Below are 13,165 nucleotides of genomic sequence, written 5' to 3'. Positions count from 1 at the left end.
TTATTCGGTGTTTTTGGTTCCAAACAATTCAAAAATGCAACCATAATTCGACAGGTAAATAACTACAGCCAAAAAAAGCCGCCCACAACCGTGGGCAGCTTTTCAATCAACTATTATCTGGCGTCTTATTTTACATCCCAGAAGATCTTTGTTGTACGTGTATCTTTTGCTTTTACGTCATTATAATGACTGTTAAAACCAGTTTCGATACTTGGATATACTAACCGGGTTGGCGGCGTAGTGTAATTGGTCAATTTACCAGTGCTTGGAAACGTAAGTTTAGGATATTTTGTACGTCTGTATTCGCTCCAGGCCTGGGTACCTTGCATAAAGCCAAAATGCACCCATTTCTGTATCCATATTTTTGCCAGCTTTTCTGTTTGTGAACCTGCATACAGCACAGTTGGTCCGCCCTGAACTGTAGTGGTGCTATTAAAAAGAAATGCTTGTATATCTGCTGTGCTCAATACTGGCTTAACACCCGTACCTAAACTATTCAGATAAAAATAGAAATAAACAGATTGGCTTACTGCTGTTTCATAAGCTGCTTTCGGGTCGCCGCCTCCCCAACGCTCAAAGGCTTCAGCTTTCAGGAAGTTAACCTCTGGTGCAGTAATCACGATACCTGGAAGTTTATTATTGTTTAAAAAAGTAGTTGGGTTAACAACTGAATATTGGGTAAATGTTCTTGAGCCTTCTTCACTTGGCATTGTAACTACCTGGGCCCTATAATCTTTGTTCGGTTTCGGGTTGTTCGGATCTGTCATATCTACACCCTTATCAAATATTACAGGTATCCTGGGGTCATTGGCTGGCAACATTACTGTGTTCAACATATAATCTGGCGCGCCATTGCTATTACCCTCGGTAAGGGCACTTTGCAACGATCCTGTATAGGTGGTTAATGGAGTTAGCAAAACATCTGTAACTGCAGGATTGTAACTAGGAGAGTTATCGCCATCAATCAATGGATATGATGTTGGATCGGCCAGCATTTTAGCCACTTCGGCTTTTGATCCGGCTTCGTCATAAAAAGACATACGCATCAGCAGGCGCAGACGAATAGAGTTAGCGTACCTTCTCCATTTATTCACACTACCACCTAATAGGATATCCTGATTGGTAAACGCTTTAGTGGCCTGGTCTGACAATGTAGCGGTTTTAAAATACGTAGAAGCAGCATCCAAACCTGCGATGAAGCTTTTGTAAAGCGCTATCTGATCGTCAAATTTTGGATTTTTAACCGTTGCGCTTGTTTCCAGGCTGCCAGCCTCACTAAACGGAATATCGCCCCAGCAATCAACCATTTGTGATGCCTGATCATATAAAGTTACCCTTGCAGCATTCATGATCACATCGTTATTCGCCTTATCAGCGGCCGACATCTGATTATAAGTAACCTCCATTGTTTTGTACAAGGCCAACACACCATTTGCCGAACCGTTTGGATGGTAAAAATCCTCCCAGCGGTTACCCATATAACCGTCATTCGGTTGATAAACTGTATTGGTATTTGGTAAATAAGAGGTTTGTGAAAAATAACTTGTAGCAGTTAATACAAACGTTCTGTATTGCCAGTATTCGGCTCTAACCCTTGTGTTGTTCAGCATACCCGTAAACATGTATGGAATAGTTACAGTTGCCGTTTTGTCGGGATTATTAAATTTTTCGTCGATGCTTTTTTTGCAGCTTCCCAATGATAAAGCAAGCAAAAACGCGTATCCTATATATTTAAAATTCTTTTTCATAATTAATGACTTGTGCTATTAAAAATTCGCGTTTAATGAAAATCCAAAACTCCTGGTAGCTGGTGATGAACCTTCATCAACACCTTGCCTGTACCATTTGTCGCCTATTGGCGCTTCCGGATCAAGATTTTTAAGCGTGCGGTATACATACAATAAGTTCCTTCCCACTAAAGAGAACCTTAAATTATTCAGATGCAATGCTTTATTCACGCTTGCCGGCAACCTATATCCCAACACAACTTCACGCAATTTCACGTAGTTATTTTTAAATATCGCGTTTTCGTTCACCGAGTTGTCGCCCCAGTCATAAGTATTTAAATAGTAAGAAGCCGCGTCAACGATTGTACTGTTTTTTTGTCCGCCTTCATTTACGCCTTCCAGTATAACACCATCGTTATAGGTTTTCCCTCCGTTTGGTGCAGTTCCTAAATGCTTATCCCCACTGGGGTCAATGTAATAGGCTAATCCACCGTGAGCTGCGTCACGATACTTTAAAGTACTTTCATACATACCCGCGGCAGTTCCATATTTTAATGGGTTTGATACCATTTTACCGCCAAAACGATAATCAACCAATACATCCAAAGAAAAACCTTTGTAGTTGAAAGTGTTGGCAATACCACCTACAATTTTAGGCTGTATATTTCCTGCGTTCACATATTTCGTTTTATCAATGGTATATAAACCATCGCCATTCACGATTTTGTTGCCATTAGCGTCTTTGGCTATCGGATAAACTAATATATTACCTATTGGCTGGTTTGGCTGCGCCACAACCAATAAGGCAGACTGGTCGCCGGTGTAAAAGGTAAGCCTATCAAAACCTGGGGCAAGGTTGTTTACCTTTGAATGGTTAATAGCAAAGTTTAAACGCACATCCCAGTTAAATTTACCAGTTATCGGTTTACCACTGAAACCAACCTCTAAACCATCACTGTGTAAAGTAGCGGCATTGGCTATTATGTTTCCCGCGCCATTCGATGGGGCAATATTCAACCCCATAATTACATTTTTAACCTGGTTGCTATAATAAGTGAAATCAAAACCTACACGGTCTTTCAGGAAACGGGCCTCCAAACCATACTCCTGTTCATATTTCTTTTCAGGTTTTAATTCCAGGTTACCATAAGTAGCGTCATAAGTAAGCTGTGTAACAGTACCTGTTGATGTTGATAATGGCGATTGGTTGTATAACACGTTAGGAACATACCTTGGCGGTTTATTACCAACTACACCATATGATGCCCTTAATTTTCCATAGCTGATAAATTCAGGCATTTGAAACGCATCTGTGAAAACAAAACCAGCATTAACCGATGGATAGAAATAGGTATTGTTTTTGGGAGGAAGCGATGAAGCCGACTCATTACGTGCGGTACCTTCTAAAAACAGGTAGTTTTTATAGTTAAAATTTAAGATACCAAAAAAAGCCTGACTTTTTAGGAAACCACGGGTGGCGGTTGTAGTTTGCGTACCGTAAGAGTTTGATAGAGAAAAGAAGTTTTCGGTAACTAAGCCACCATTTGTACCTGACGACTGATCGCGATAAGTTTCACTGCGCGAGGTGTAACCGCCGCTCACAGACATACTCAAGTCATTCGTCAGTTTTGGCGAATAGGTTAACAATAAGTCGCCGTAAGTAGTAGAATACTGGGCTTTGGTAACACCATAATATCCGGTGCTTGATGCTCCATTAAATGCGACCGGGTATTCGTTATACTGTTGCGATTCGGTGTTACGTCCTGTGTAATCACTGCCAATACGCCCCCTGAATTTTACATTTTTAAGCACATCCCAGTTTAAAGTAGCACTGGTGATCAACCGGTTTTCGGTTTCATCCTCGTTGTTCTTTAACTGTGTCCAAAAAAAGTCCATAATATCGGCGCCACTCATATTGTATTTAAATGCATCAGATGGATTTCTGACGGCGTTAGCAAGCGTTACGTATTTATAACCTTCGGGTGTTTGATAGTTATCCAATAGCACATCCGCTTTTTCTGACCGGTTCAAAAAGCCCCCAAAGTTGGCTAAAATCCGGTTAAGCTGGTACGGACGGTTGTGAGTTAAGGTATTTACATAGCTCGCAACGATGTCCGTGCTAATCTTATTGCTTAACTTAACAGTGGTATTTAAGTTAAAAGAGTTTTTTTGTTGTTTTTGACCGCGCTGGATACCAGTATAATCTAAACGGGTTGCTGACAAACGGTAGTTAACATTATCTGTTTGGTTTGATATAGCGATGTTGGCATTTGAGCTATAGCCTGTTTGAAACAGATCCTTGTAGTTATTGGGCTGTGGGGTGTAATCCCTGATCTCGCCATCCCACCACCTGATTTTCTGACCTTCCATTTTAGGGCCAAATTGCGCGTATGAGCTAAAACGCGGCCTGTAGCCCGATGGTGAGTTGGTATCAGCTAACCAGCCATCTTCGGTAAAACCACCCGCAAGGTTGGTAGCACGGTCATAGCCAGGACCGTAAACGTTTTGAAATTTTGGTGTAAAAGCTACCTGCTCGGCGGTACCTACATAGTTAAAATCAACGCCGAGCCCCCTTGATTTTGAACCTTTTTTAGTAGTAATCACAATAGCGCCGCTCATAGCGTCAGATCCGTAAAGCGCTGTCGCACTCGCGCCTTTTAACACGGTAAGGCTTTCTATATCCTGCGGATTGATATCCAGGATACCATTACCCCTGATCCGCTGATCAGACCAGTATCCACCGTTATTTGCGCCATCTGCACCAGCCTCGCTGTTGTTACGGATAATAACACCGTCTACAACGTACAGTGGTTGAGTATTGTAGTTAAGTGAGTTAATACCGCGGATCTGCACGTTTACAGCACTGCTTGAGCCACCCGGGGCCGTAGTGATCTTAACACCCGGTGCTTTACCATACAATGCCGAAGCGAAATTGGTATTACCAGCTTCGGTTAACTGTTTTGCAGAAATGGTAGTAGTAGAATAACCCAGTGCCTTTTCCTGACGTTTGATACCAAATGAGGTAACTACCACCTCGTTTAATTCGCCTTTACCTGCGGTCAGCGTTACGTTGATCACAGGGTTATCGCCAACGATAACCTCTTTTGATGTGTAGCCTACAGATGAAAATTTAAGTACGGCACCTTTAGCTACTTTAATGCTGTATGCACCGTTTGCATTGGTTTGTACGCCGGTTGTTGTACCCACCACTAATACAGTTACACCCGGCAAGGGCCCGGTATCATCGCGCACTACTCCTGTAACATTTGTTTGGGCAAATAAATTTGCCGAGATAAAAAGGGGCAGTAGCAGTACTACCCACCTTTTCAAGTTTAGATAAAATTGTTGCATGAAAATTGATTAATTGAGTTAAAAAAGTTCTTGGGTATATTTATGTAGGCTCGGAAACACCGGCTTGCGGACTAAGTTTATATAGGTTTTCAATTACCATGGTTACACCCCCTAACAATTGCGCGTTGTTGCCCAGGTTTGAAACCGCCAATTGGGTGTAGGTGGTTAAGTGTGGTATACAGTGCTCATTCATGGCCTGCTGAATAGGGCTAAGCCATAATTTGCCAATGACACTCCCTTTCCCGCTTAAAATAATACTTTCGGGATTCATTAAATGCAGCAATATAGCCAGGCCCTGGCCAATAAAATAAGCCGCTTCTGAAATGATTTTTACAGCAAAGGCATCCCCTTTAAGCGCTTCGGCAATGATATTATCTGCAGATATGACATCATATTTTACCAGGCTGCTGATCTCTCCCTGCTTTAAACCTTCAACAGCTTTGGCTTCAATGGCCAGCAAAGAAGCTTCGGTTTCTAAACAACCCTGTTTGCCGCACGAACATAGTTTTCCGTTTTTATGAAGCGGTAGGTGGCTAAACTCTCCGGCAAAACCGCTATGTCCTTTAAAGATCTCTTTATTGATAATCATCCCCAGGCCAACGCCCCAACCAAGGTTTATGATCATGGAGTTATTACGGGCAATGGGAAGTCCAAATTTTTGCTCGGCCAGAGCTATTGCCGTCGAGTCGTTTTCAATAAATACAGGCAGTTCAACTTGTTTGGCAATATAAGTTACCAATGTTTCTTCCGGAGATTTGAGGAAGCTTAGGTTATTACCCAAAAACGCGTCGATAAAGCCCGGCATGGTGATACCTGTAGCTAAAAATTTATCTTTTGGTAATCCTGAGTTAACAACTACGGCCCGGATACAAGCTATTAATGAATGAATAGCATCTTTATTATCGTTCAGCTTTAACTCAAACTCCTGCACCTCGCCAACAAACTCATTGCTCATATTCACAATCACAATCCTTGTCAAAAACTGGTTCATAGCTACCGAAATGATAAAGCCGGTATCAGCTATTAATGAGTAAGTTGCGGGTTTTCTGCCTCCGCTTGAAGCCCGTATGCCTACCTCCTTTACATTACCTAACTTAATTAAATCAGCTATCCCTTTAGTTACATAGGGGATGCTTCTGCCTGTGTAAATACTCAGGTCGTTAAGGGAAGCTGCTTTGCTGTAATACAGCCCTTTAATAAGGTCGATATTCTTAAGAAACATAATAGCAGGAGGTTATATTTGCATATTTAAATAAATTAATTTAATAAATAAAGAAAACTTTTTATTTTTTTTAAAAAGTATGATCAAGATTTATAAAATCAATAGTTACTTTTGAAAATGAGAAGAAAACTATCACGCCTTTTCATGGTATTATTTACCATGTTATACACGGGTTATGCCCAGGCGCAACACCGTGTAAATCCTGATGAAATCAAAGAAAAAATGCAGTGGTTTGCAGATGCCAAACTGGGCATATTTATACATTACGGTATCTATTCGGTAAAAGGGATAGACGAAAGCTGGAGCTTCCATAATAAAAAGATCAGCTATCCGGATTACATGAGCCAGTTAAAAGGCTTTACGGCAAGTCAATATCAACCTGATGAACTGGCAGAACTGATTAAGGAAAGCGGGGCCCGTTACGCGGTAATGACCACCAAACATCATGACGGTGTAGCTTTATGGAACAGTAAATACGGCCCGCTGAATGTGGTACAAAAAACACCTGCAAAAAGAGACCTGTTAAAACCATTGTACAATGCCTTGCGCGCACGCGGCGTAAAAGCAGGGGCTTACTTTTCACTTATTGATTGGAGCCATGCCGACTATCCGGGCTTTTTGAAAGATAGCAGCAGGTACCAGGTTAATGCGCAACCGGCAAAATGGGCCAAATATCTAACCTTTATGAACGGACAGTTGGATGAGCTTGCCAAACAATATAACCCCGATCTTTGGTGGTTTGATGGCGACTGGGAACACAGTGCCGAGGAATGGAAAGCTTCGGCAGTGCGGCAAAAACTATTAAGCTACAACCCCAACACCATCATAAACGGACGCCTTCAGGGCTTTGGCGATTATGATACTCCAGAACAAAACTTCCCGGTATCAAGGCCTAACTACAATTGGTGGGAGCTTTGTATGACCATTAACGATAACTGGGGCTATCAGCCACAGGACACCAATTTTAAAACGCCTTATGAAATCATCAGCATTTTTACCGACGCCGTAAGCTATGGTGGCAATTTACTACTGGATATCGGCCCTAAAGGCGACGGTAGTATCCCTCCACAAGAGGTGAACATGCTTAAAGAATTAGGAGCATGGAACAAAAAAAACGGCGAGGGCGTTTTTAATACCATAGCAGGTATGCCGCAGGGACATTATTATGGCGCAAGTACTTTATCAAAAGATTCAACCACGGTATACCTGTTTGTTCCGGCAAAAACAAGCGCGCCGGTATTGGTGAAAGGCTTAAAAAACAATATCAAAAAGATAAGCGTTCTTGGCAGCGATACACCGTTATCCTATAAAATCGTTGGCAAAATTTCCTGGAGTGCTGTACCGGGCTTATTGTACATCCCTATTCCTGAAAACCAGCAGGATAAATACATGTCGGTAATAAAAATTGAACTTAACGGCAAGCTTGACCTTTATCGTGGTAAAGGAGGATTTCTTACCAATGAATAGCGTGAGCTGAAAGTCAAAAGCAGAAGTCGAAAGGTTGGATTGCCTGCATTACATTAACTATTTTTAACCTCGCTTGGCGCGTATCCGAAATAATTGGAAAAGCTTGTTGAAAAACTGGCAGGGTTCCCAAAGCCCACTTTATAGGCAACCTCTGCAACGGTAGTTTCCCCTGCTTTCAGAAAGGTGAGCGCTTGTTGCAACCTCACCATACGGATCAGGTCGCCGGGCGAGTGCCCGGTAGTGCTTTTTAATTTACGATGCAATTGCGCCCTGCTTAGCGCAACTAGGTCGCAGAGCATATCAATGCTAAACCGCTCATTATCCAGCTGCGCTTCAATAATATTACGCACTTTGTCCATAAAATGCAACTCCTTTGGAGGTAAGGATGAGGCAGCAGGCTTCCATGCTTCCTCACGCCGGTAGCGCTCCTGCAACTGTATCCTGGTCCTGATCAAACCCTCCGTCAGCGCCAGCAACTCTGCAACCTCGAAAGGTTTTGAAAGATAGGCATCTGCACCAACTTCCCATCCTTTGGTTCTGCTATCTGTGCCGCTCCTTGCGGTGAGCATTAATACCGGAATGTGACTGGTTAGTTCCAGTTCCTTTATTTTGTTGCAGACCTCGTAACCGTCCATTCCCGGCATCATCAGATCGGTAATGACCAGGTCGGGGATATGTTTTTCGGCGAGCCTAAGTCCTTTTTCTCCATCCGGGGCGGTTAATATCCTGAACTGCGCGCCTAACGCAGTGCTGATAAATTGCCTGAGCTGATCGTGGTCTTCAATAACAAGGAGCAAAGGGCCCTCGTCGGGAAAATTGTCGTGCTCGCCTTCTTCCATAAGCTTCCGGTTAGGTAGCAAAGAGAAATGCTCATTACCTATGCTTGCCTGTAAATTTGTTATAGGTAATCTTACCTGCACGGTTGTACCCACGCTTTCGGTGCTTTCTATGAAGATCTTGCCGCCGAGCAGCTCCACAAGTTCTCGTGTCAGGGCCAGGCCGATCCCGCTTCCCTCGTTTAAACGGCTATCTGACACATCCGCCTGGTAAAACCGGTCAAAAACATAAGGTAGCTTCGTATTAACTATGCCAATTCCCTGGTCCTCAATTTTTAGTAATAAAAAAGTATTTTCAGGTTCTTTTTCAATAGTGATGTTTACTATGATCTTGCCACCCGTCAAGCTGAATTTTACCGCGTTTGAAAGCAGGTTCCGGAGGATCATGATTAGCTTTCCGGCATCAATAGCACCGTGTAAACGGCTGAACGCACATTTGAAATCAATAGTGATCTGTTTTTGGGCGGCATCTCCTGCAAAGGGTTTCAATACAGCGGCCGCAGTAGCCAGGATATCTGTCTCAACGGACACAATTTCCATTTTGCCTTCTTCCAGTTTGCTCAGGTCGAGCAATTGATTAATCAGCAGCAGGAGTTGCTGCGCATTCTGTTTGATTAACTCGCCCTGCTTCCGTTCTGCCGCGTTGGCAGCCTTTGTCGCCAATAGGCCGGCCGGTCCAATGATTAACGATAGGGGTGTACGAAATTCATGGGTTAGATTGACCATAAATCTTGATTTCAGAATGTCCATCTCTCTTAGTTTTTCGGCCTGGCTGCGTACCTCCCGGGTACGTTCGGCAACTGTTTGTTCCAAGCTTTCGGCATGTTCGGCCAAAATCCTGTTTTTTTCCGTTTCCTGTAACAGGTTTAGTGTTGAAAGCTCTTGTACTTCATGCAGCCTCGCGGTGAGGCTACGGTTAATTCCGGCAAAGTCAAGCGCCAGGTAGATAGAAAAGAATACCGGCATAGCAAGCAAGCCGATACTCATCCATTCGGCTATCAGTTGGTTGTTACCCTTCATCAACCCCAGGATATCGCTTCCAATAAACAAATAGAAGATGACTACTGTAAACATACCTGCGCCTATCAGCCAGATCCTTGGTTTTCTGCGGAACATAGCCTTTATCAGCGCATACATTCCGTCCGTCACCACGAGCATAAAGTAAATAATTTCAACTACAGAAGCCGTTGCTCCGGTATGGATACTGTTTGGCCAAAAGTAGTATAACATGGTCAGCGATCCCAATAAGGCTATGCACATTATACGCTTGCGTGGCAGGCGATCATAGCTGACCCCATACAAAAAAACACCTGCCAGAAAAGCGACAACGATTATCCCCGCTTCAAAAAGGTCAGCAGTTAGCCGCTGCACATACGGATCAGTCGCGCCAACTGTCAGATAGCGGAGGTAAAGCACCGCCGCAGTTGAAAATACAAAAAGGCTGTAATATAGGTTTAGCCGTTGCCGGCGGTAGAAAGCAAAGAGAGTAAGATGCAGCAGCACCAATGCCAGTTGGGCGCCAATGCTCGCCAATAAAAAAGTATTCATCTTCAACCCATAAAGCGCGCCGGCAGCCAGTTGCCCATAGGAGCCAACCCATAGCTGGAAGCCGACATACTCAGGAAAAGCCGGCTCATAATTTACGTACCTTACGGTAAGTAGGTGCGGCCTCCGGTCTGTTAACATAAATGGAAACACCTTGAAAGGGGTACGCTCCGAACGGGTTTCTGCTTTTGTTTTGCCAATATTGCCCGCCCCGGCGATCTTTTTTCCGTCGAGATAAATTTCCGATGCTCCATTTTGACCTATCCGGAACGCCAGCATCTTGCCGGTCAGGCTCTCATCAACTTTAAGCCACAGTCTGAACCAGCCGCTTCCAGTCCAACCCTTTGGCTTGGTTGTACTGCCAAACATTGTTTTTGCAATCGTCCAGGTACTGTCTGCAATAACAGGGTTGCTATAATCCGTATCGTCAGCAATGTGGAAGCGCCAGTGTAGACTATGCAATGCAAATCCATTTTCATGAATGTTCAAACTGTCTGCTCTCAATGCCAGAACATCGGTGACTGCGTACAGGTTAGCTCCGCTGAAAAAAAGCAGGCAGGCTAATGTTATAGAAAAGCGCATACGGAACATAACGTAAATTTAGATATTTTGAAGTAACTGCATCAACAGGGGTTTACAGATGCGATGAAACTATCCGTAGCAGATTAACACCCATCAGATAAAGCATCACAAATGGAAAGGCCGGCACGCTTACCAGGTAACTCACGGTAGCAAAAGGTTCGGGCGCCGAAGGCGGGATCAAATTGACCAGCGCTGCAAACAAGCTGACAATAACATAGGCAAGCACCGGCCCCTTTCTGAAATAACCTGTCTTGCTCAAAGCTAATGCAAACATCGTTGTAGCTATATAGATCATGGAAACCTCAACTGTGTTGATCAGCAGGAACAGTTGTTGGAAAGCATGGAACCAATCAGGCCGGTCCGCTGCCTTAAAATGCCGGATTGCTTCGGTAAGGAAGCTCCCCCAATATGCCATATTTATAACAAACAACGGGATAGCCAATGTCATCAGGCCTAAACCTAATGTCGTAAACAATCTTTCTTTATCCAGTAACCATTGGCGGAGCAGCGCGACCCCAAGATAGGCCAGCACACTCCCTAATATGAGCAGATTATACCTGGCATACTGCTCTCCTGCAAGTTCAAGCCAGCCCTGAACGCTTTGCGGAGGCCGGCCCATACCTCCGAAAACAGGAAAAATGACCCAGGGAGCAATGAGCAACAGTGCGGCAAAGGTAAAAAGCGGGCTACCTGCGCGGTACTTTGTCAACTGGTATAGGGCGGCAATCATGATCAGGGTATTGATTATCCAACCTGACAGATACCATTGACGATCCACATGGCCAACGCCAAAACCCAGCAACGCTGTAAGGAATGGAACCGATATCAGGTAAAACACACTGGCTTTTTGTATCCCGCTAAGTTTACGGGGTTCATCAGAGATAAGTGCAGCTAAGGTTTGCTGACTATTGGATTGTTGCTTTATTTCATTACTCATAATCATTTATATAGTATGAGGTATCGCAATACCAGCTAAGGCCGTTCACAAATAAGCTTATGAATCGCCCGCCGTGGCAAGGATAACCGGGTGAATAGTTATGCAAAACAACGTATCGCGCATCGTAAAAACTTTCGCGCACTTTGTAAATGCGTTTGAATTTGTCTCATTTTTGGAAAGTACCTGCGGGTTTGCTTGCAATGGCCTTTTGCAAAGCGGTTTGATGGTTATAAATTTGACCTACCATTATGCCTGTTACATGGTTCTCGGTCACCAGGCCAGCCTATATTCAGCACCCGCGACCTTTGACTTAAAGATACTACTGCCTTGCTGTCCATCGAACAGAGTTTCAGGCAAATTAATTGCCTCCTGGTAAAAAATGTAACAAACTCGAAAGCATTCGCAACATACACTAAAGTGTTTTTGAGGTGGCGGTGGTTTATTTGTGAATGATATCTAACTGCGTTTGCTACTATAGTGTTGATGTAGTGAAAACTAACAAATATAACGCCGCCGACCTTTTTGCCGGCGATCAGAGACACCTGCCGGCTGTAGCCAACGAACTGTGCGGAGATATATTATTGCAAAACAATGGTTACGGAGAAACCTACCACGTAAAAGTGCGCATTTGGGACAAAGTTAACCGATAATGCTTGACAGATGGTATTATCAAGAAAGATACCAAAGATATCCTGATAATATTGACCATATTGATATGCCACAAGATCTGATTACCGGCAGGGAAAAAAATTGTTCCATAAAAATGACATGGAATACAGCAATTCAGTTAACACGAACTGATAAACATTAATAAGCGCCATTATGCCCGATGAAAAAAACTTTTGGACAACTTTGCCCGGAATTATTACCGGGCTCGCCGCTATAGTTACAGCTATTACAGGTTTAATTGTGGCATTAAACGGTGCTGGTTTGTTCAGCAAATCAATAATGGCGAACAAGGCATCTACACAAATAAAATTGATTAAAAAAGAGGCGGATAGCTTGACAGGTAAAAAAGAAGAACCCCAAAAGCTGGTTGAAAAACTTAAGCTGGTATTTTCAATGACCGAAGTAAAAATTGACGTTCATGAATACCGGATTCTTAGCTCATCAATTGAGGCTATAACACCCGAAAGCAACTCGCTGAAAATTAAGATAAAGTACAAAAACAATAGTAATTACTCGCCAGCCACATTTTGGAACGAGGGCTTTCGCCTTGCTGTCGACGGAATGCTTACCCCACCCACCGGCGATTTAAATGAACTGGTTGAGCGGCATGCCGAACTGATTGGCACGGTGACTTTTGAAGTACCCAACAATGCTAAAGATCTTGTTTTCCATATCCTTGATGTTGGAAAAGACGTCGCGATCCCAATAAAACTCGCGTCTGATTAACGAATACTGGTTTGCCTATCTGGTTTTCGTACCTAAGAGGCTTATAACAGAAATACCCGGAAGGCAAACTGAAAAGAAAAACCCCGATTTTACGGATTATTGT

8 protein-coding genes are annotated in these 13,165 nt (G+C 43.4%); 3 read left to right on the top strand and 5 right to left on the bottom strand.

The window, feature by feature from the left end; genetic code table 11:
- Positions 1 to 125 precede the first annotated feature (125 nt).
- From J2W55_RS22600 to J2W55_RS22590, 3 genes are all read right to left on the bottom strand, one after another.
- Entirely contained in the window at positions 126 to 1,748 is a 1,623-nt protein-coding gene (locus tag J2W55_RS22600) for a SusD/RagB family nutrient-binding outer membrane lipoprotein (protein ID WP_310101565.1), read from the bottom strand.
- Positions 1,749 to 1,766: 18 nt separating this feature from the next.
- A complete protein-coding gene (locus J2W55_RS22595; RefSeq protein WP_310101563.1) occupies positions 1,767 to 5,057 on the bottom strand; it encodes a SusC/RagA family TonB-linked outer membrane protein in 3,291 nt (1,096 codons plus the stop codon).
- 61 nt (positions 5,058 to 5,118) lie between these two features.
- Positions 5,119 to 6,300, bottom strand: a complete 1,182-nt coding sequence (locus J2W55_RS22590) for an ROK family protein (protein ID WP_310101560.1) — start codon at positions 6,298 to 6,300, stop codon at positions 5,119 to 5,121.
- Positions 6,301 to 6,417: 117 nt separating this feature from the next.
- Between J2W55_RS22590 and J2W55_RS22585 the strand changes: the two genes are divergently transcribed.
- Complete coding sequence (locus tag J2W55_RS22585; protein ID WP_310101557.1) at positions 6,418 to 7,767, top strand: alpha-L-fucosidase; 1,350 nt, start codon at positions 6,418 to 6,420, stop codon at positions 7,765 to 7,767.
- Between the two features lie 53 nt (positions 7,768 to 7,820).
- Here J2W55_RS22585 and J2W55_RS22580 read toward each other — a convergent pair whose 3' ends face one another.
- Positions 7,821 to 10,730, bottom strand: a complete 2,910-nt coding sequence (locus J2W55_RS22580) for a response regulator (protein ID WP_310101554.1) — start codon at positions 10,728 to 10,730, stop codon at positions 7,821 to 7,823.
- Between the two features lie 52 nt (positions 10,731 to 10,782).
- On the bottom strand, positions 10,783 to 11,667 hold the full coding sequence (locus J2W55_RS22575; protein WP_310101551.1) for a hypothetical protein: 885 nt from the start codon (positions 11,665 to 11,667) through the stop codon (positions 10,783 to 10,785).
- A 449-nt stretch (positions 11,668 to 12,116) separates the two neighbouring features.
- Between J2W55_RS22575 and J2W55_RS22570 the strand changes: the two genes are divergently transcribed.
- Both J2W55_RS22570 and J2W55_RS22565 read left to right on the top strand, forming a co-directional pair.
- Entirely contained in the window at positions 12,117 to 12,317 is a 201-nt protein-coding gene (locus J2W55_RS22570; RefSeq protein WP_310101548.1) for a hypothetical protein, read from the top strand.
- Positions 12,318 to 12,489: 172 nt separating this feature from the next.
- On the top strand, positions 12,490 to 13,062 hold the full coding sequence (locus tag J2W55_RS22565) for a hypothetical protein (protein ID WP_310101546.1): 573 nt from the start codon (positions 12,490 to 12,492) through the stop codon (positions 13,060 to 13,062).
- Positions 13,063 to 13,165 lie beyond the last annotated feature (103 nt).

The organism is Mucilaginibacter pocheonensis (genome assembly GCF_031456535.1).
Lineage (GTDB): Bacteria > Bacteroidota > Bacteroidia > Sphingobacteriales > Sphingobacteriaceae > Mucilaginibacter > Mucilaginibacter pocheonensis.
This window is presented reverse-complemented; position numbering and strand designations above follow the sequence as displayed.